Origin of the sequence: Xanthomonas sp. NCPPB 1638 (genome assembly GCF_041475635.2) — a bacterium.
GTDB classification, from domain to species: domain Bacteria; phylum Pseudomonadota; class Gammaproteobacteria; order Xanthomonadales; family Xanthomonadaceae; genus Xanthomonas; species Xanthomonas cucurbitae.
This window is the reverse complement of record NZ_CM192984.1, coordinates 1,515,434-1,535,832: the sequence shown is the minus strand read 5'-3', so window position 1 is coordinate 1,535,832 and position 20,399 is coordinate 1,515,434. Positions and strand designations below refer to the sequence as shown.

At 65.5% G+C, this 20,399-nt stretch carries 12 protein-coding genes, 1 tRNA gene and 1 pseudogene; 4 read left to right on the top strand and 10 right to left on the bottom strand.

What is annotated here, in order from left to right; translation table 11 throughout:
- Positions 1-57 precede the first annotated feature (57 nt).
- Both rlmB and rnr read right to left on the bottom strand, forming a co-directional pair.
- Positions 58-807, bottom strand: coding sequence for a 23S rRNA (guanosine(2251)-2'-O)-methyltransferase RlmB (gene rlmB / locus ACCQ13_RS06650; RefSeq protein ID WP_104601748.1), 750 nt, complete (start codon positions 805-807; stop codon positions 58-60).
- Between the two features lie 205 nt (positions 808-1,012).
- Positions 1,013-3,529, bottom strand: coding sequence for a ribonuclease R (rnr, locus tag ACCQ13_RS06645; protein WP_104601749.1), 2,517 nt, complete (start codon positions 3,527-3,529; stop codon positions 1,013-1,015).
- Between the two features lie 121 nt (positions 3,530-3,650).
- Here rnr and ACCQ13_RS06640 point away from each other — a divergent pair.
- Positions 3,651-3,737 (top strand) — tRNA-Leu (locus ACCQ13_RS06640).
- A 205-nt stretch (positions 3,738-3,942) separates the two neighbouring features.
- On the opposite strand, the gene ACCQ13_RS06635 is transcribed toward ACCQ13_RS06640, so the two are convergent.
- Entirely contained in the window at positions 3,943-5,466 is a 1,524-nt protein-coding gene (locus ACCQ13_RS06635) for a platelet-activating factor acetylhydrolase IB subunit (RefSeq protein WP_159406870.1), read from the bottom strand.
- A 161-nt stretch (positions 5,467-5,627) separates the two neighbouring features.
- Positions 5,628-6,746 carry an acyl-CoA dehydrogenase family protein gene (locus tag ACCQ13_RS06630; protein WP_223214444.1) on the bottom strand — a complete coding sequence of 373 codons (1,119 nt, stop codon included), beginning with the start codon at positions 6,744-6,746 and terminating at the stop codon, positions 5,628-5,630.
- 153 nt (positions 6,747-6,899) lie between these two features.
- On the opposite strand from ACCQ13_RS06630, the gene ACCQ13_RS06625 reads away from it, so the two are divergent.
- The 3 genes from ACCQ13_RS06625 to metH all read left to right on the top strand — a co-directional run bounded on the left by ACCQ13_RS06625 (position 6,900) and on the right by metH (position 12,326).
- Positions 6,900-7,895, top strand: coding sequence for an ArsR/SmtB family transcription factor (locus tag ACCQ13_RS06625; RefSeq protein WP_167526847.1), 996 nt, complete (start codon positions 6,900-6,902; stop codon positions 7,893-7,895).
- Entirely contained in the window at positions 7,892-9,031 is a 1,140-nt protein-coding gene (locus ACCQ13_RS06620; RefSeq protein WP_104601752.1) for a homocysteine S-methyltransferase family protein, read from the top strand. Before ACCQ13_RS06625 ends, ACCQ13_RS06620 begins: the two co-directional genes overlap by 4 nt.
- 541 nt (positions 9,032-9,572) lie before the next feature.
- Positions 9,573-12,326, top strand: coding sequence for a methionine synthase (gene metH, locus ACCQ13_RS06615; protein ID WP_274392073.1), 2,754 nt, complete (start codon positions 9,573-9,575; stop codon positions 12,324-12,326).
- 135 nt (positions 12,327-12,461) lie between these two features.
- Here the strand turns inward: metH and ACCQ13_RS06610 are convergent, their stop codons facing one another.
- The 6 genes and pseudogenes from ACCQ13_RS06610 to ACCQ13_RS06585 form a co-directional block, all read right to left on the bottom strand.
- Positions 12,462-13,667, bottom strand: a complete 1,206-nt coding sequence (locus ACCQ13_RS06610; RefSeq protein ID WP_104601755.1) for an AGE family epimerase/isomerase — start codon at positions 13,665-13,667, stop codon at positions 12,462-12,464.
- The gene (locus ACCQ13_RS06605; RefSeq protein WP_167526846.1) at positions 13,664-14,650 is read right to left on the bottom strand and encodes a carbohydrate kinase family protein; all 987 of its coding nucleotides are present in this window, start codon (positions 14,648-14,650) and stop codon (positions 13,664-13,666) included. Before ACCQ13_RS06605 ends, ACCQ13_RS06610 begins: the two co-directional genes overlap by 4 nt.
- Positions 14,647-15,957 (bottom strand): L-fucose:H+ symporter permease, encoded by a 1,311-nt coding sequence (gene fucP, locus ACCQ13_RS06600; protein ID WP_104601757.1) that lies wholly within the window; start codon positions 15,955-15,957, stop codon positions 14,647-14,649. The genes ACCQ13_RS06605 and fucP overlap by 4 nt, the downstream gene beginning before the upstream one ends.
- Before the next feature lie 13 nt (positions 15,958-15,970).
- Positions 15,971-17,059: pseudogene (locus tag ACCQ13_RS06595) on the bottom strand (LacI family DNA-binding transcriptional regulator); the annotation flags it as partial.
- 264 nt (positions 17,060-17,323) lie between these two features.
- Entirely contained in the window at positions 17,324-18,046 is a 723-nt protein-coding gene (locus ACCQ13_RS06590) for a transporter (protein WP_372372406.1), read from the bottom strand.
- 242 nt (positions 18,047-18,288) lie between these two features.
- On the bottom strand, positions 18,289-20,397 hold the full coding sequence (locus ACCQ13_RS06585; protein ID WP_159406866.1) for an acyltransferase family protein: 2,109 nt from the start codon (positions 20,395-20,397) through the stop codon (positions 18,289-18,291).
- Between the last annotated feature and the right edge of the window lie 2 nt (positions 20,398-20,399).

The following is a 20,399-nucleotide window of genomic DNA, read 5'->3' as shown; positions in this document are numbered from 1 at the left end:
GCCCGCGAGCGGCGGCGCTGCGCTACCGCTCCCACCCTCCCGGCGGGTGCGCGATCCTCACTGACCCAGGCGTTGGCGCACCGCTTCGAACAGGGTTACCCCGGTGGCCACGGAGACGTTGAGACTCTCGATATCGCCCGGCATCGGGATCTTGACCAGCCCGTCGCAATGCTCGCGGGTGAGACGGCGCAGGCCATCGGCCTCGCCGCCCAGCACCAGCCCGACATTGCCGCGCAGGTCTACGCTGTACAGCGAGGCCTCGGCCTCGCCGGCCAGGCCGTACAGCCACACGCCCTGCTTCTGCAGATCGCGCAGGCAACGCGCCAGGTTGGTCACCGCCACCACCGGGATACGGTCGGCGGCACCGGCCGAGGTCTTGCGCACGGTGGCGTTCACCGTGGCCGACTTGTCCTTGGGGATCACCACGGCGGTCACGCCCGCCGCCGCCGCGCTACGCAGGCAGGCGCCCAGGTTGTGCGGGTCCTGCACGCCATCGAGCACCAGCACCAGCGCACGCCCCTCGGCCGCATCGACCAGCCCCTCCAGCTCGTTTTCCGCCCACAGCCGCGCCGCCGCATAGCGCGCAGCCACGCCCTGGTGGCGCACCTGCCCACCCACGCCGTCCAGCGCCTGGGTATTGACCCGGCGCACGTCGATGCCCTTGCGGCGCGCCTGTTCCTCGATCTCGGTCAGCCGCGGATTCTTGCTGCCGGCCTCGATCAACACCTCGCGCACGTTGTCGGCATCATTCTCGACGGACGAGGCGACGGCGTTGACGCCGACGATCCACTGGTTCTGCTTGCTCATTGCGCGGAATACGAAAAGATGAAAGCGGGCATGGTAGGCCCTGCGGCCTGCCACGTCACGACCAGGCCGGCCACTGCGCCGTATCGTGACCCGGATGCTGCCGCTACACCCTGCCCGCACGGCGCGCGAGCGCGTCGGGTGGGTCTGCTGATCGGATGTGTTGCCGGCAGCACTGCGCCACCGGCAACGTCATGCCTCAGATCGATCAGTGCGACTTCTTCTTGCGCTTGGCAGGCTTTTCCCGCGGCGGCAACGGCGCCTCGGCGGGGTCGCGCTCTTCGGCCAGCCGGAAATCGATCTTGCGCTCTTCCATGCTGGCCTTGAGGACCAGCACGCGCACCGGGTCGCCCAGCCGGAATTCGCGACCACGGCGCTCGCCGCTCAGCGTCTTGCGAATCGGGTCGAACTGGTAATAGTCCTGCGGCAGCTGGGTGACATGCACCAGGCCGTTGACCTTGGATTCGTTCAATTCCACGAACAGGCCGAAGCCGGTCACGCCGCTGATGACGCCATCGAACTGGCCACCGACATGCTTCTCCATCCAGGCGGCGCGGTAACGCTCATCCACTTCGCGCTCGGCCTCGTCGGCACGCCGCCCACGCTCGGAACACTGCAGCGCCAGCGCCGCCATCTGCCGCGGCGTGTAGATGAACTTCTCCGGGCTGGCGCCGGTCAGCGCGTGCTTGATCGCGCGGTGCACCAGCAGGTCCGGATAACGGCGGATCGGCGAGGTGAAGTGCGCATACGCCTCCAACGCCAGGCCGAAGTGGCCGTTGTTGTCCGGCGAATACACCGCCAGGCTCTGGCTGCGCAGCAGTACCGATTCCAGCAATGCGGCATCCGGGCGCGCACGCACCTTCTTCAGCAGCTTGGTGTAATCGGCGGGGCGCACCTTGCTCCAGGCCGGCAGGCTGAGCTGGAATTCCTTGAGGAACTCCAGCAGGTCCTCGTACTTGCTCTCCGGCGGGCGCTCATGCACGCGGTATGGCGCGGGCACATGCACGCTCAGCAGGTAGCGTGCGGCTTCCACGTTGGCGGCGATCATGCATTCTTCGATCAGCTTGTGCGCGTCGTTGCGCACCAGCATGCCGGCCTGGGTGACTTCGCCGGTATTGTCGAGCACAAAGCGCACTTCGGAGGTTTCGAACTCGATCGCGCCGCGGTGCGTGCGCGCCTTGGACAACAGGTGATACAGCTGATGCAGGCGCTGTACCTGCGGCAACAGCGGGCCGATGAAGGCCTTGGTGTCGGCATCGTCCTCGCCCACCGCCTTCCAGACCTGGTTGTAGGTCAGGCGTGCGTGGGAATTCATCACCGCTTCGTAGAAGCGCGAGCCGCTGACCTCGCCGTCGCGGCCCACCTGCATGTCGCAGACAAAGCACATGCGGTCGACCCTGGGCATCAGCGAGCAGATGCCGTTGGACAGCGTTTCCGGCAGCATCGGCACCACGAAGCCGGGGAAATACACCGAGGTGGCACGCTGTTGCGCCTCATCGTCCAGCGGCGTACCAGGACGCACATAGTTGGACACGTCGGCGATCGCCACGACCAGACGGAAGCCGTCTGCGTTCGGCTCGCAGTACACCGCGTCGTCGAAATCCTTGGCGTCTTCGCCATCGATGGTGACCAGCGGCATCTGCCGCAGGTCCACGCGGCCGCCAATCATCTGCGGCTCGACCACCAACGGCACGGCCGCGGCTTCGTCCAGCACTTCCTGCGGGAACTCGTGCGGCAGTTCATGGCCATGGATGGCCATTTCCACCACCAGCGACGGGGTCAGCTTGTCGCCGAGCACGGCGATGATCTTGCCGATGGCCGGGCGGCGCGCATCCGGCGGTGCGATCAGCTCGCACACCACCAACTGGCCTTCGCGCGCCTCGCCGATGCCGTCCGGGGCGATCTGTACGTTGCGCTGCACGCGCTTGTCGTCCGGATCGACGTAGGCCACGCCGTGTTCGTAGAAAAAGCGCCCGAGCATGCGCGACATGCCGCGTTCGAGCACGCGGGCGATGGCACCTTCGCGGCGGCCGCGACGGTCGATGCCGGTCACGTTGGCCAATGCACGGTCGCCGTGCATCACCTTGCGCATTTCGAATGGCGGCAGGAACAGGTCGTCGCCACCCTCGTCCGGCTTGAGGAAACCAAAGCCCTCGGGATTGGCGATCACCACGCCGGCAATCAGGCTGGTCTGCTGCACCGGGGCATAGCCGCCGCGACGGTTCTGCACCAGCTGCGCTTCGCGCACCATCGCGGCCAGGCGCTTGCCCAGCGCATCGATGCGATCGCTCAGGCCGAGCTGCTCGGCGATCTCTTCGGCGGTCTGCGGGCCGTCGCAGGCTTCCAGCAGCTGCAGGATGGCTTCGCGGCTGGCGATCGGCTCGGCATAGCGCAGCGCCTCGCGGTCGGCATGCGGGTCCTTGAAACTGGTGGCAGGCGCGGCGGTGGCCTCTGCAAAACGCTCGGGCGGCGGTGCCGGCGGGCCGCTCTTGCGCGGATGCGGCGCGCGCGGAGCGGCGGGCAGTGGAGCGGAAGGCGGCTCCGGTGCCGCCTTGGCGGCGGCGCGCTTGTTGGCGGACCTGGTCGATGCACCGGCAGCGGCGCGGACCAGGAAGTCGGGCATCCACCCGGGTAACTTCTGTTGTTCGGCGGTGGAGGAATCGCCCGGGCTGGCGGATTTACGGCGGCTGGGCCGGGCGGAATCTGGGGGGTTTTTCTTCGTCATTGCCCTTATGGTACCCCCTGCGGTCCTGGCGTGGGCGGCAGGCCGGCCCCGGCGGCCGGCCATGGATGCATGAAACCCGTTGACAAGCCAGCCGGGAGTCTGCAAAATTCGCGGCTCACCTGCCCAGGTGGCGGAATTGGTAGACGCACTAGCTTCAGGTGCTAGCGGGGGCAACTTCGTGGAGGTTCGAGTCCTCTTCTGGGCACCAGTTTAAAAAGACCTCCGAGCGATCGGGGGTCTTCTGGTTTATGGGGTCCGGATCTTCCGGGCGCCTCGACCGATCGATGCGCATCTTGCGCCTGCCTATTGGATCAGTCGTGTCACCACCTGTGCGGCACGGCATTCACGCCGCGCATCTCGCATCAAGGCCCAAGTATTCCAGGACAGCCTGGCCAGCGCCTCCGGCATCGTGCCTACGGCACCGCAGTGATCCCGGCGACGCGCAATGCCTGCGCCCAGATGCGGTAACCGGCTTCGCTGGGATGGGTGCTGTCGGGCATCAGGGCTTCGGGAAGGGAACCGTCGGCCTGCAGCAGTTGCGGGCCGATATCCAGCAACCGCACCGACGGGTCCTTGGCGAAACGGGCGACCAGCAGGCGATTGGTCTCGGCGATCGGCGCACGCAGCGGGCTATCGGCACGGAAACCACGCGGCATGATCTGCATCAGGATCAACCTGCTGTTGGGCAACCGGCGGCGCACCTCGGCGACCACGGCCTCCACGCCCTGGGCCGCCTCGGCCGGCGTACTGGCGCGCGACTGCGCAGTGCCGGTGAGGTTGTTGGTGCCGATATGCAGCACCACCCAACGCGGGTCCAGGCCGTCGAGTTCGCCCTGGCGGATGCGCCACAGCACGTTCTGGGTGCGATCCCAGCCGAAGCCCAGGTTCAGCACCGGCCGCTTGCCGTACAACCACTGCCAGGACGCCGCGCCGCTGACGCGAGTGGCCTGCGGCGGACCAGCCCAGAAATGGGTGATCGAGTCGCCGATCATCACCACCTCCGGCTTGAGCGTACGTGCCACGGCCAGCGCTGCGTGGTGGCGCGCATACCAGTCGTAGGAATCCTGCTCCAGCCAATCGACCGGCATCAACGCGGTTGCCGCATCCCGCCCGAGCTCGGCAACCGGCTTGACCGGCGGTTCGCCAAGCAGCCGCGCCAGGGTCGGTTCGATCGCCTCGGCCAGCATGCGCTGGCCCTGCGTGTCCGGATGCAGGGCACCGGCGGCAGGCCGAAAGCGGGTGTCGTAGAACAGCTCGGTCCGCAGCGTGCCCGCACGCTGGAAGACCGTGCCCACGTCCAGATAGGTCACGCGCGGGTTGTCGCCGTAGCGCACCGCCAGCCCCTGGTTGACCTGCGCATCGCGACGCGACTTCTCTGCGGAAATATCCGTGGGCAGCACGCTCAGCAGCAGGATGTGGGTGCGTGGCAGTTTCTGCTCGATGGCCGCCACCACCGCATCGATGCCGAGCTGGGCCTGCTCGGCGCTCTGGCCGAGATGACCGGTGTTGTTGGTACCGATCAGCACCAGCGCGACCTTGGGAGCCAGGCCGTCCACTTCGCCATTGGCCAGCCGCCACAGCACGTTCTCGGTGCCATCGCCGCTGAAACCCAGGTTCAGCGCACGACGGCTGCCGTAGAAGGCCTGCCAGGTGGACTGGAAGTCTTCGTCCGGCGCCTTGGCCTTCTCGTAGTTCTGGGTGATGGAATCGCCGATCAACAGCAGCGGCGTGTTGGCGTGCTGCTTCACCTGCTCCAGCACCTGCGCATGCCGCTGCGCCCACCAGGGCTCCTGCAGCCGATCGGTGGGCACGATCGAAGGCGTGGGCGTCTGCGCACCTGCACAGGCACAGGCCAGCAACAGCCCCCAGCACACCAGCGCAGGCGCAATGGCAGACGGCGAACGACGGAAAAACACAGCGTGCAACGACCGGAACATGCGCGCACCAGCGACGGGGTAGCGGCGATTGTGGTCTGCGCACGCGGCCAACGACAAGCGCGCCAGCGTTTCGTAGGAGCGTGCCTGCGCGCGACGAAGCGTTATCGATAACGCCAAGTCGCGCGCAGGCACGCTCCTACGAGACGCACCGGATGGGCCGCTCAGCGCAACCCGGTCTCCCCGCGCGCGATCACCAGGCGTTGAATCTCGGAGGTGCCTTCGTAGATCTCGGTGATCTTGGCGTCGCGGAAGTAACGCTCCAGCGGCATTTCCTTCGAGTAGCCCATGCCACCGTGGATCTGCACCGCCTGGTGGGTGATCCACATCGCCGCCTCCGACGCGGTGAGCTTGGCCACGGCCGCCTCGGTGCCGAACTTCTTGCCCTGCCCCTTGAGCCAGGCCGCGCGCAGCGTGAGCAGCAGCGCCGCATCCAGCTTGCACTTCATGTCGGCGATCTTGGCCTGGGTCATCTGGAAGGTACCGATCGCCGCGCCGAACGCCTGGCGTTCCTTCACGTAGGCCAGCGTGGCTTCATAGGCGGCACGCGCGATGCCTACCGCCTGCGAGGCAATGCCGATGCGCCCGGCATCCAGCACGCTCATCGCGGTCTTGAAGCCCTCGCCCTCGGTGCCCAACACCTCGTCCGGCTGCGCCACATAGTCGGCGAACTCGATCTCGCAGGTGGCCGAGGCGCGGATGCCCAGCTTGGGCTCGGTCTTGCCGCGATGGAAGCCGGCGCGCTCGGTATCGACCATGAACGCGGTGATGCCGCGCGAGCCCTTGTCCGGCTCGGTCACCGCGAACAGCACGATGTACTTGGCCACCGGGCCGGAGGTGATCCAGCTCTTCTTGCCGTTGACGACGAAGCTGCCATCGCCCTGCTTGACCGCGCGGCAGCGCATTGCCGAGGCATCGGAGCCGGACTGCGGCTCGGTCAGTGCGAAAGCGCCGATGTGGGTGCCTTCGGCAATCGCGCGCACGTAGCGCTGCTTCTGCGCTTCGGTGCCGTTCTTCAGGATGCCGGTGCAGAACAGCGAGTTATTGACCGACATGATGGTGGCATGCGCGCCGTCGGCGGCGGCGATCTCGATCATCGCCAGTGCATAGCTGATCGGGTCCATGCCGGCGCCGCCGTACTCGGCCGGCACCTCGATGCCCATCAGGCCGTTCTCGCCCAGCAGCTGGATATTCTCCAGCGGAAACTCGCCGCTGCGATCGAACTGCTCGGCACTGGGGGCGATCTTTTCCTGGCCGATCCGGCGGGCCACGTCCTGGATCATCCGTTGTTCTTCGGTAAAGCTGAAATCCACGTTCGACCCCTCCCGGGGATTGGCTGTGCGCCCATTGTAGCCACAACCATTCGCATGCGTATGTAGTTGACCCCACCCCCTGCCCGGCCGAAAATATCTCCATATCGCGATATAGAGATATTCATGGATCTGGAAGACTGGTCGGCCCGCCTGAAAGTATTCGCCGACGCCACCCGAGTCCGCCTGCTGGCCCTGCTGGAACAGGAAGAACTCACCGTGGCCGAGCTGTCGGCCATCACCCGCCTGGCCCAGCCGCGGGTGTCCACCCACCTGGCCAAGCTCAAGGAAGCCGGGCTGGTGCGCGACCGCCGCGCTGGTGTGTCCGCATACTACCGCTTCGATGAGGTGTCGCTGGACCCGGCCCAGCGTGCGCTGTGGCTGGCGCTGAGCACCGGCAGCGACGACCCGCTGCTGCGCCAGGATGGCGAGCGCGTGGCCGCCGTGCTGGCCAACCGCGCCGCCGACCAGAACTGGGCCGATTCGGTGGCCGGCGACATGGAGCGCCACTACTCGCCCGGGCGCACCTGGGAAGCGCTGGCGCGCACCGCGCTGCCCCTGCTGGAAACCGGCGACGTGCTGGACATCGCCTCCGGCGATGGCGTGCTGGCCGAGCTGGTGGCCCCGCACGCGACCCGCTACATCTGCATCGACACCAGTGCGCGCGTGGTGGCCGCCGCCAGCGAGCGCCTGCGCAAGCTGCGCAACGTAGAAGTGCGCGAAGGCGACATGCATGCGCTGCCGTTCCCCGATGCCAGCTTCGACCTGGTGGTGCTGATGCATGCACTCACCTATGCCGCCAAGCCGGCGCAGGCCGTGGCCGAATCGGCGCGTGTGCTGCGCCCCGGCGGCCGGCTGCTGCTGTGCAGCCTGGCCAAGCACGAACACCGCGCCGCCGTACATGCCTACGGCCACGTCAACCTGGGTTTTGCCGCCAAGGAATTGCGCAAGTTCGTCGAGAAAGCGGGGCTGGAGGTGTCCAGCCTGGAGACGGTAACGCGCGAAAAGCGGCCGCCGCATTTCGAGGTGATTTCATTGATTGCTGTGAAGCCGGAAATTGGGAATTGGGAATCGGGAATCGTTGAAAGCAGCGCCACTGCCTCTCGGAGAATCGCATCATGACGCCCGCTGCAATCCCCAATCCCCAATCCCCAATCCCGTTCTCGCTGCCGTGGCTGCATCCGGAGCGTGCTGCCAAGCTCACTGCCGCGTTGCGCGAGCGCATCCTCATCATCGATGGCGCAATGGGCACCATGATCCAGCGCCACGATCTGCAGGAGCCGGATTACCGCGGCACCCGCTTTGCCGAGGGCTACGACAGCGCGCATGTGCATGGGCCGGGGTGCGATCACGCACATGCGCCGGAAGGGCATGACCTGAAGGGCAACAACGACCTGCTGCTGCTGACGCGCCCGGAGATCATCGCCGGCATCCACCGCGCCTACCTGGATGCCGGTGCCGACCTGCTGGAGACCAACACCTTCAACGCCACCTCGGTGAGCCAGGCCGACTATCACCTGGAACACCTGGTCTATGAGTTGAACAAGGCCGGTGCCCAGGTTGCACGCAGCTGTTGCGATGCGGTCGAAGCACTGACCCCGCACAAGCCGCGTTTTGTCATTGGCGTGCTCGGCCCGACCAGCCGCACCGCCTCGATCAGCCCCGACGTCAACGACCCCGGCTATCGCAATACCAGCTTCGATGCACTGCGGCAGACCTATCGCGAGGCGATCGAGGGCTTGATCGACGGCGGCGCCGACACCTTGATGGTGGAAACCATCTTCGACACCCTCAATGCCAAGGCGGCGCTGTACGCCATCGAAGAAGTCTTCGAAACGCGCGGCGGGCGCCTGCCGGTGATGATCTCCGGCACCATCACCGATGCGTCCGGGCGCACCCTGTCCGGACAGACCGCCGAAGCGTTCTATGCCTCCGTGGCGCACGGGCGACCGTTGTCGGTGGGCCTGAACTGCGCGCTGGGCGCCAAGGACCTGCGCCCGCATGTGGAGACGCTGGCGCAGATCGCCGACGGCTATGTGAGCGCGCATCCGAATGCCGGCCTGCCGAATGCATTTGGCGAGTACGACGAAACCCCTGAAGAGATGGCGGAGACATTGCGCGAGTTTGCGCAGGCCGGCTTGCTCAATCTGGTCGGGGGGTGCTGCGGCACCTCGCCCGATCACATCCGCGCCATCGCCGAGGCGGTGGCCGATCTGCCGCCTCGGCAATTGCCTGGTGGGCAGGAGCTGGTGGCGTGATGCGCACGGCAGGCCCTCATCCGCCCTTCGGGCACCTTCTCCCGCCTGCGGGAGAAGGACAGCACATGGCTTGGCTTGCCGCAAAGATGCGCCGTGCGCAGCCAATCACCCTTTTTCCGCCTGCGGGAGAAGGACAGCGCATGGCTTGGCTCGCCACAAAGAACCGCCGTGCGCAGCCAATCACCCTTCTCCCGCCTGCGGGAGAAGGACAGCGCATGGCTTGGCTCGCCACAAAGAACCGCCGTGCGCAGCCAATCACCCTTCTCCCGCCTGCGGGAGAAGGACAGCGCATGGCTTGGCTCGCCACAAAGATGCGCCGTGCGCAGCCAATCACCCTTCTCCCGCTTGCGGGAGAAGGACAGCGTATGGCTTGGCTTGCCACAAAGACCCGCCCTGCGCAGCCAATCACCCTTCTCCCGGTTGCGGGAGAAGGTGGCGCGCAGCGCCGGATGAGGGCCGCATTCCACCGCACGCCATCGCAGGGCCATAGACACCAATCCATCAAAACCGATCGCGCCGTCACCGTCCAGCAGAGGCTTGCATGAGCACTCCCCGCTACACCCGCCTGTCCGGGCTGGAGCCGCTGGTCATCACCCCGGACCTGCTGTTCGTCAACGTCGGCGAGCGCACCAACGTGACCGGCAGCGCGCAGTTCCGCAAACTCATCAAGGAAGAGCGCTACGAAGAGGCGGTAGAGGTGGCGCGCCAGCAGGTCGCCAACGGCGCGCAGATCCTCGACGTCAACATGGACGAAGGCCTGATCGATTCCGAAAAGGCGATGACCCGCTTTCTCAACCTCATCATGTCCGAGCCGGACATCGCGCGCATCCCGGTAATGGTGGATTCGTCCAAGTGGACGGTGATCGAAGCCGGCCTGAAATGCCTGCAAGGCAAGAGCGTGGTCAATTCGATCTCGCTCAAGGAAGGCGAAGCGGTCTTCATCGAACAGGCGCGCAAGGTACTTCGCTACGGCGCTGCCGCAGTGGTGATGGCCTTCGATGAAGTGGGCCAGGCCGATACCTGCGCGCGCAAGGTGGAAATCTGCACGCGCGCCTACACCGTGCTGACCGAGCAGGTGGGCTTCCCGCCGGAAGACATCATCTTCGATCCGAACATCTTTGCCGTGGCCACCGGCATCGAGGAACACGACAACTACGCGGTGGACTTCATCGAGGCCACGCGCGAGATCAAGCGCACGCTGCCGCACTGCCATATCTCCGGCGGCGTCTCCAACGTGTCCTTCTCGTTCCGTGGCAACGAAAGCGTGCGCCAGGCGATCCATTCGGTGTTCCTGTTCCATGCGATAAAGGCCGGCATGGACATGGGCATCGTCAATGCCGGTGGCATGCCGATCTACGACGAGCTGGACCCGGAGCTACGCGAGCGCGTGGAGGACGTGATCCTCAACCGGCGCCGCGACGGCACCGAACGGTTGCTGGACATCGCCGAGCGCTACAAGGGCACCAAGGGGGCATCGAAAGCCGAAGACCTGGCCTGGCGTGACAAGGCGGTGCGTGCACGTCTGGCGCATGCACTGGTGCACGGTATCGACGCCTATGTGGAAACGGATACCGAAGAGGCGCGCCAGCAGTCCACCCGCCCGCTGGATGTGATCGAAGGCCCGCTGATGGACGGCATGAATGTTGTCGGCGACCTGTTCGGCGCCGGCAAGATGTTCCTGCCGCAGGTGGTCAAGTCCGCACGCGTGATGAAAAAAGCCGTTGCCTACCTGCTGCCCTTCATCGAAGCGGAAAAACTGCGCACCGGCGATGTTGGCAAGTCCAACGGCAAGATCATCATGGCCACGGTCAAGGGCGATGTGCACGACATCGGCAAGAACATCGTCGGCGTGGTACTGGCCTGCAACAACTTCGATGTGGTGGACCTGGGTGTGATGGTCAGCGCGCAGGTGATCCTGGACCGCGCACGCGAAGAACATGCGGATCTGATCGGGCTGTCCGGGCTGATTACACCCTCGCTGGAAGAGATGTCGCACGTCGCACGCGAGATGCAGCGCCAGGGCTTCGAGATTCCCTTGTTGATCGGTGGTGCCACCACCTCGCGTGCGCATACCGCGCTGAAGATCGACCCGCACTACAGTGCACCCACCGTGTGGGTAAAGGATGCCTCGCGCGCGGTGGGCGTGGCGCAATCGCTGATTTCGCGCGACCTGCGCCAGGCGTTCGTGGCCGCCAACGATGCCGACTACGCGGAGATCCGCGCGCGTCATCGCAACCGTGGCGACGCCAAGCGGCTGGTGTCGCTGGAAAAGGCGCGCGCGCAACGGTTCGATGGCGATTGGAGCAACTACACGCCGCTCACGCCGCGCCAGCCGGGCCTGCACGTCTTCGACGACTACCCGCTGGCCAAGTTGGTGGAGCTGATCGACTGGACCCCGTTCTTCCAGGCCTGGGAACTGGCCGGCAAGTTTCCGGCCATCCTCAGCGACGAGCTCGTCGGCCCCCAGGCCAGCGAGCTGTATCGCGATGCGCGGCGCATGCTCAAGCAGATCGTTGCCGAAAAATGGCTCACGGCCAAGGCGGTGTTCGGGCTGTGGCCGGCCAATGCGGTAGGCGATGATGTTGTGGTGCTGACAGAGCCTTCGCAATCTGGAATCGGGAATCGGGAATCGCAAGGCGATGCATCGGCACCCGACCACTCCCGATTCTCCATTCCCCATTCCCTGCATTTCTTGCGCCAGCAAGTCGACAAACCCATCGATCGCCCGGATTTCTGCCTGGCCGATTTCATCGCGCCCAAGGACAGCGGCAAGCAGGACTGGATCGGCGCGTTCGCGGTCACGGCCGGCCTTGGTATCGATCCGCACATCGCCCGCTTCGAAGCCGCGCACGACGACTACAACTCCATCCTGCTCAAGGCCCTGGCCGACCGTCTGGCCGAAGCGCTGGCCGAGCGCCTGCATCAGCGTGTGCGCACCGAGTTCTGGGGCTATGTGGACGATGAGCACCTGGACAACGAGGCGCTGATCGCCGAGCGCTATCGCGGCATCCGCCCGGCGCCCGGCTATCCGGCCTGCCCCGAACACAGCGAAAAGCGCATGCTGTTCGACTTGCTCGCCGCCGAGCGGCATGCCGGCATGTCGCTGACCGAGAGCTTTGCCATGCTGCCCACTGCAGCGGTGTCGGGCTATTACTTCAGCCATCCCAGGAGCCAGTACTTCGTAGTCGGGCGGCTGGGCAAGGAACAGGTTGCCGATTACGCCAAGCGCAAGGGCATCACCCTGGCGTTGGCCGAACGCTGGCTGGCGTCCAATCTGGATTACGACCCCGAATAAGCACGGCACGCAAGCGTAGGAGCGCACCCGGGCGCGACGGGGCTGTACCGGTGTAGGAGCGCACCTGGGCGCGACGAGGCCGTACCGGTAAAGCCCCATCGCGCCCAGGTGCGCTCCTACGAGATCACATGCGCATCAAGTCGCCGGGCGCAGCACGTTCAGCACTTCGTGGCAGGCACCCATGGTGTGGTAATCGGTCTTGCCGGCCGGGCTCTTCTCGTCGCTGTACTTGCGGTTGTCCGCATCCAGGATGCGATACCACGCACCGTAACGGTGGTCGATCATGTGCTTCCACGAGTAGTCCCACAGCTTGTCGTACCACTGCCAATAGCGTTCATCGCCACTGCGTTGTGCCAATAAGGCCGCCGCAGCCAGCGACTCAGCCTGCACCCAGAAATACTTGTCGTCGTCGCACACCTGGCCATCCGGCGCGAAGCCATAGTACAGCCCGCCGCGCTGCGCATCCCACGAACGCTCCACCGCCACGTCGAACAGGTGTTGCGCGGTCGGCAACAACCAGTCCATGGGTGCATAACGATCCAGCAGCATCAGCAGCTTGGCCCATTCGGTCTGGTGGCCTGGCTGGAAGCCCCAGGGACGGAACAGATGCTTGGGATTGTCGCGGTTATAGTCCCAATCGATGTTCCACTGCGGGTCGTAATGCTCCCACACCAGACCATCGGCCTTGGCCGCCTGACGCCGGGTCATGTTGTCGGCCAGCTGCAATGCGCGATCGAGATAGCGCTGCTCGCCGCTGGCCTCGTACGCGGCGATCATCGCCTCGCACATGTGCATGTTGGCGTTCTGGCCGCGATACGTGGTGAAGTTGAACTGGGCATCGGCTTCATCGCGGTACAAGCCGAATTCCGGCTCCCAGAAGTGTTTCTCCAGCAGCTGCCAGGTTTCGTCCATCCACGCACGCGCCTCGGCGATGCCGGTCTTCAGCCCGCACGAATACGCCAGCAGCACGAACGCCACGCCGTAGCAATGGTTCATGTCGTCTTCCACCACGCCATCGCGCAGCGTCCAGGCATAACCGCCGGTGGCGGCATTGCGATGCACGTTGCGCAGGTAATCCAGGCCGTGACGCACGGCTTCCAGATACTCGGGGTTACCGAATTCGCGGTAGGCCATCGCATAGTTGAAGACGAAGCGCGTACTGCTCACCAGATGCCGGTGCCCGGCATCGTAGATGCTGCCGTCATCCTTGAAATACTGGAAGAAGCCACCGGCCGGATCGATCGCGCGCGGGTGGTAGAACGCCATGGTGTCGGCGATGTGCTGGCGCAGGACGTCGGCCGAACGGAAATCGGGTGTGGGGGAAGCGGGCAACGGGCTCATGCTTGTTCCTGGATCAGGGTATGGACGTCATCGATGCCGGGCATCGCTGCAAACGCGCCCTTGCGCGTCACCGCCAACGCACCGACGGCGGCGGCGAAGCGGATCACCTCGGCCATCGTCGTAGGGTCGCCGCACAGCTGCTCAAGCGGAATTGCACGCGCTGCCAGCTGGTACAGCAGGCCGCCGACGAAGGCATCGCCCGCCGCAGTGCTGTCGCGCACCTGCACCTCGAAGGTTGGCACCTGGCCCGTATCGGTACGCGTCTGCCAATGCACCGGGCCACCGCCGTCGGTGACCAGCAGCCAACGCGCCTGCCCCTGCCACAGCTTCTGCGTCACCGCGCCAGCGTCGGCCTTCAAGGTGCCGGCCAGATAGTCGAGTTCTTCGCGCGAGAGCTTGACCACATCAGCCAGCGCCAGCGCCTCCCACAGGACCGGCGCCGGGTTCACGTCCTGCGGCCACAGCATCGGGCGCAGGTTGAGGTCCAGGCTGACGATGGCGCCGGCCGCGCGCGCGCGGCGCATGCCATCGAGCGTGCACTGCGCGATCTCCGGCTCGGTCATGCTGTTGGAGCACACATGCAGCACCGCTGCCTGCGCGAAGCCGTCGGCGGCGAAATGGTCGGCGCGGAACAGCAGGTCCGCCGCCGGCGGCCGGTAGAAACTGAAACTGCGCTCGCCTGCGGCATCGAGTGCGACGAACGCCAGCGCAGTCTTGGCCTGGTCGGTGCGCACGATGCCGTCGGTGGCCACGCCTGCCTGCTGCAGGCTCTGCAGCAGGAAGTCGCCAAACATGTCGCGGCCCAGCATGCCGACAAAATGCGCCGCGCCGCCGAGCTTGGCCACCGCCACCGCCACGTTGGCCGGCGCACCACCGGCGTATTGCGCGAAGGTACGCGCATCGTCGCTGGCGGCCTGCGGCAAGGCCAGCATGTCGATCAAGGCTTCGCCGAAGCAGATCACCTGATTCCTGACCGCACTCATGCGCGCGCCTCCGCCAGGGCGCCACGCAGGCGCGAACCCCAGATGCCATAGAACACGATGTACAGGTAGCACACCAGCGGCAGCACGAACGATTCCTGCAGGCCGATGCGGTCGGCCAGCAGGCCCTGCAGGTACGGCACGATCGCGCCACCGACAATGGCCATGATCAACAGGCTGGAGGCGCGGCCGGTCAGCGCGCCCAGGCGCTCGATGCCCAGGGTGAAGATGGTCGGGAACATGATGGAATTGAACAGCCCGATCGCCACCAGCGCATACACCGCCAGCATGCCGCCGCTGAGCATGGTCGCGCCCAGCAACAGCACGTTGATCGCCCCAAACACCGACAACAGCACGCGCGGCGACAACTTGGCCAGCAATGCCGAGCCGACGAAGCGGCCGATCATTGCCAGCGTCCAGTAGGCCGAGACGTACTTGGTCGCCTCGCGCTCGGTGAACCCGCCGATCTCCGGCAACGAGAAGTAATTGACCATCAGGCTGCCGATGGCCACTTCCGCACCGACATAGAAGAAGATCGCCAGCACGCCGAAGCGCACATGCGGGTGGCGCAGCGCATCCAGCAACGAATGCTTGCTTTCTTGCTTCTGCGCGCCGGCGTCAGTCAATGCCGGCAGGCGGAACAGGAACACGAAGATCGCCAGCAGGAACAGCACCACGCCCAGGCCGATGTACGGGCCCTGCACCGCCTGCGCTTCCTGCACGCGGTAGGCAAGCTGCTCGGGTTCCGGCAGCGCCTTGAGCGCGTCGCTGCTCATCACCTTGTTGGACAGGATCAACCAACCGCCCAGCAACGGCGCGATCGCGGTGCCGAGTGAATTGAGCGCCTGCGCCAGGGTCAGCCGGCTGGACGCGCTGCGTTCTGGCCCCAGCAACGCGACATAGGGATTGGCCGCCACCTGCAGGATGGTGATGCCGGTGGCCAGCACGAACAGCGCACCGAGGAATGCGCCGTACACACGCAGCTCCGCCGCCGGCCAGAAGCCCAGGGCACCGACCGCCGCCACGGCCAGCCCGGCCACGATGCCCTGCTTGTAGCCCAGCCGGTTCACCAGCCAACCGGCCGGCAGCGACATCAGGAAATACGCGCCGAAAAAGGTGAACTGCACCAGCATCGCCTGGGCGAAATTGAGCTCGAACACCGACTTCAAATGCGGAATCAGGATGTCGTTGAGGCAGGTGAGAAAGCCCCACATGAAGAAGATCGTGGTGACCACCGACAACGCGACGCGGTTGTTGACGGGCGCCTTGTTGCCGCTTGGCACAGGGGATTGCGTGGAAAGGGAAACCATAGGAGTTGCCTGGTCAGCGGCCGGAGGCCTTGGTGGGGGAATGGGTGGGAGAACGGCGTAAAGGCGCGGGCAAGACCGCAGCGATGGGCGCGCAGGCGCTGCTGGCGCGAACCTTCAGCGCCACCGCGGCGGTGAGCCGCTGCACCGCCAGGTCGGGGCTGCCGATGCGTTGCAGCACCAGTTGCGCAGCCTGACGGCCACGCGCGCGCGGATCGGCAGCCAGGGTGGTCAGCGCCGGCGTGAACAGCGCGGCCTCGGCGATATCGTCGAAGCCGGTCACCGCGAAGTCGCGCCCCGGCACGACGCCGCGCATCGCCAGGGCCGCCATCAGGCCCAGCGCAACGCTATCGTTGTAGCAGACCGCCGCAGTGGCGCCGTGCGTGCCGCCATCGAGCATGCGTGCGCCACACAACGCGGCATCCTGGCGATTGGGTGCCGATTCGACATACTGCACCGCCAGCCCGGCCACGGACATTGCCCGCGTGTAGCCGGCGCGACGCTGCCGGCATGAGCTGGAATCGGCATGGCCACCGAAGAACACGATCTGCCGATGTCCTTGCGCGATCAGATGGGTACAGGCGAGCAAGGCGCCCTGCTCGTTGTCCAGCGCCAGCAGATCCCACCCCGCCCCTTCCACTTCGCGGTTGAACAGCACCACGTTGCGCTGGCGGCCGACCACCTGCGCCAGCGCCTGTGCCTGGCTGCCTTCTGCGGGCGAGAGGATGATGCCGGCCGGGGTGTGCTCCATCAGCGAGGTCAGCACCGCATGCTGGCGCTGCGTCGATTCGCCAGTGCTGCCCAGCAGGGTCACATACCCGGCCGCGCCCAGCGCCTCGTCCACACCTGCCGCAAATTCGGCAAAGAACGGATTGGACAGATCGTTGATGACCAGCGCGATGCTGGACGAGGTGCGCTGCCGCAGATTGGCCGCAGCGCGGTTATAGACGTAATGCTGCCGATCCAGCTCGGCTTCCACCCGTGCACGGGTCGTGGCATGCACCAGCGGGCTACCACGCAGCACCAGCGACACGGTGGCACGCGAGACGCCGAGCGCGCCGGCGATATCGCGCAGCGTCACCGCGCCACGGCGCGCCGGGCGCGTCTGGCCCGCCTCCGGCGCGGCCGGCACCTGCCTGGAACGCGTCAAGCGCCCGCCCCCGCTGAGTGGACATCGTGCATGCAATGGACTGAAATTGGATCGATCCAATTAAGCCTTTTCCTCGCTCCCAATGCATGCGGCAGTGCAGCATCGACCCCCCCCCATCTGACAGCCGACGTCCTCACGCAGCACTGCTGCTTTGGAGGCTTGCGTGCGCGCACGGCCTCGTCGCGCGGCGCTGTGCCTATGTCGAGCCGAACAAGCCCGTTACTGGAAGGCGATCGACAACCCGAGCCCACCCTGCCAATCCGGGCTTTCCGATGTCAGCCCGCGCAGGACCGAGACATCCAGTTGCATTGCGTGCGGCAACTGCCAGGCAGCACCGACACCGGCGACACGCGAGTGCTCGCTGCCGGTCTGCACGCCCGCTTCCACATAACTGCTGAAGCGTTCGCCGGAAAAGAACGTGTAGTTGGGCGCGAAGGTCCAGTTGTGCCCGTCATCGTCACGCGCATAGTTGATGTACAGCGCCAGCGCACGTTGTTGGGCAAGGTCCCAGGATGCAGTCACCCCCAGTTCGCGCGCATGGCCGTCGCTGAAGGCGGGGCTGCCGGTCGGCACGCTATAGGTGCCTAGCGCCGCCCAATGAAAGCTGTCCGAGCGCGACGGCAAGGCCACCTTCAGCCCGACATGGCTATCGCCTCCGCCGCGCACGCGCGCGCCACCGCCGTGCTGCCAGTTGTAACTGTCGCTGCCGAGCTGCAGCTCCACATGTTGCGATAGCCCCAGACGCAGCACGGTGTCAGCGGTGTAGAGCGTCGTGCGCTGACCATCGGCTCGGTCGGTACTTGCATCCGGCAAGCCCTGCTCCCAGGCGAACGCGCCGGGCTGCAACACGTCGGCGGCAAACGGAAGGCCGGGGCGATCGAATGCAGGTGGATCCTCCGCCTGCGCGGAAGCCTGTCGACTAGCCAGGCACAACAGCACTATGGCGCCGGCCAATGCGAGGTAGCGACCCGCCTGTGGCCGCAGGCCACTGAGCGCAGCAGCAGGCATCGACGACGCCTGCGCAACGGCGCGAATTTGCACAACGTGGGAGGACTGGGACATACGCGGCACCATCGGCAGAAAGTGAGCGACAACGCAGCTGCCTATGCCTGGCTGCGTGGACCGGCAATGACGCGCATGCTGCCGCTGCGGCCGTGACCGGCATGTATAGCGCGCTGCGCCGCCTACTGACCGGCCACCCTCTGCGCCGGCAAGGCGCGCAGATGCGCGGTGAAGTCGGGCAATAGCACGCGGTTGCCGTAGCCACTGACATGATCGGCGTCGAAGAATAACGGCCTGCCCTGCAGGGCCGGCGTGCACCAATGCGCATCGCATAGCAGCGGTAGTGGATCCCACAAGGTGGCTCGCTCCAACCCCACCACGATCTGGCGCAACCCGTCCAGCGCAGGCGCTCGGTAGCGTTCCATCACACTGCGTTCGATCTGCATTCCGTTGACGCAAATGGGGTTGTCGCGGTTGAACCAGTCAGAGCACCGGTATGCCGGCGCCTTGAGCACCGGCTTGGGTGCTTCCAGCACGATGTGCACGCCGTTGGCCTGCACTGGCTCCAGCAATGTGATTGTCGCTTCTGCCTCCAGTTGCCGCTGTGCTCTCGCCTGCGCGCTATGCAAGCGGGACGTATTGAAAGACAGATCGAACAATTGGTCCTGCTCGGCCAGACGCGGCACCCTCAGTCCCGGAAGGAACAGCACATCACCGGGACGCGCATTGGCAATGACGTCGTCCAGCATCTGCCGCACGAATGCTCGACAACGTGCCGCACCCGGATCAGGCGTCATTGGCGCAATCGCGCAACCGGCGGCACCGTAAAGGCGCACACTGCCACCTTCCATCACGGTGAACCGGCGCAGCATTTCGCTGTAGGACAACGCATGCGAGTCGCCGAGCACAAAGATCTGCCGATGGTTGTGTACCGGCAGTACGCACGTTCCGCGCGAGAATATCTTGGTGCGCCATCCGCCGATCGACACGCTCCTGGTCGACAGTTCGCAGTCTGGAATTTCCTGATCCAGACCACGCGCGTATGCATACCAATCACCCGGATTGCGGCTCACCACACTGAGCGAGGTATAGGGCTGTGTCTTTATCACCAGCAGCTGCACGCCAGCAGCGAGCACCAGCGCACCGACACCGACCCCCAGCAACCTGGCGTTGGCTGCAACGTTCAGACGACGATGACGCCAGGGAAGTTCGACCCAGCGATAAGAGGCGATGGCGCACAGGCATGTGAGCAGCAACGCGACCATCTTGGTCGCGAAGGCATCCAGGCCAATCGTCCAACGCAGCACCACCAGTACCGGCCAATGCCACAAATACAGAGAATACGAAAGACGTCCGACGGCCAGCATCGGCGCCGCGGACAACAGCCGCCCTATCGGGTTATCCGCTTGACGATGCAACAGCAACAGCAACCCTGACGCTCCCAGCACCGGCCATGCACCATCACTCCATGGCGAATGCCCTGGGCGCGCGTAGCGTAGTCCGTAAGCAACACAGGTCAGCGCCGTCAGCAGCAGCAGCGCGCGTAATGGCGCCGGCATGGAAATCCCGCGATCGAACAGGCACTGACCATGCCGACCACGCAACAATACCAGGGCCTGATACGTCACCACACCGACACCCAGCTGCCAGAAGCGCGCCGTCGTGAGATAGAACGTGGTGGCTGCCTGATCGGGCGAGCGCGCTCTCAGCCACGCATAGCCCAGCGAGATAGCCGTGGCAGCGACAAACAGACCCAGCGACCAAAGGCGTCCGCTACCGCCCCGCCTCCAGCACAGAAACATCCACGGAAATAGCAGATAGAACTGTTCTTCGATGCCCAGCGACCAGGTTTGCGTGTATTGATTGAATTCGGCGCGTGGCGAAAAATAGTCGTGCCCCGCCGCAGCCAGCACCCAGTTGCTGAAGCCGACGAATGCCATTCGGCCAGTTTCGGAACTCGCCTCGCTCAGCCACGATTTCGGAATGAACAACGCCGACACAAGCGCGGTTCCGATCAGGCAAACCACCAAGGCCGGCGCGATGCGCCTCAGCCGTCGCGCATAGAACCGCGCCAGTTCTGCAGGCCATTCGAGTCGCGGCAAGCGATCGACCGATGCGCTGACGACAAACCCGGAAATCACGAAGAACACGTCGACGCCGGTGAACCCGCCCGGCAGCCAGTCGGCATCCAGGTGATACACAATCACCGCGAGGACGGCGATCGCACGCAGTCCATCGATATAAGCAAAGTAACCGCTTCCCGGTGCACGAAACGCCGCTGTTTTCTCCATCA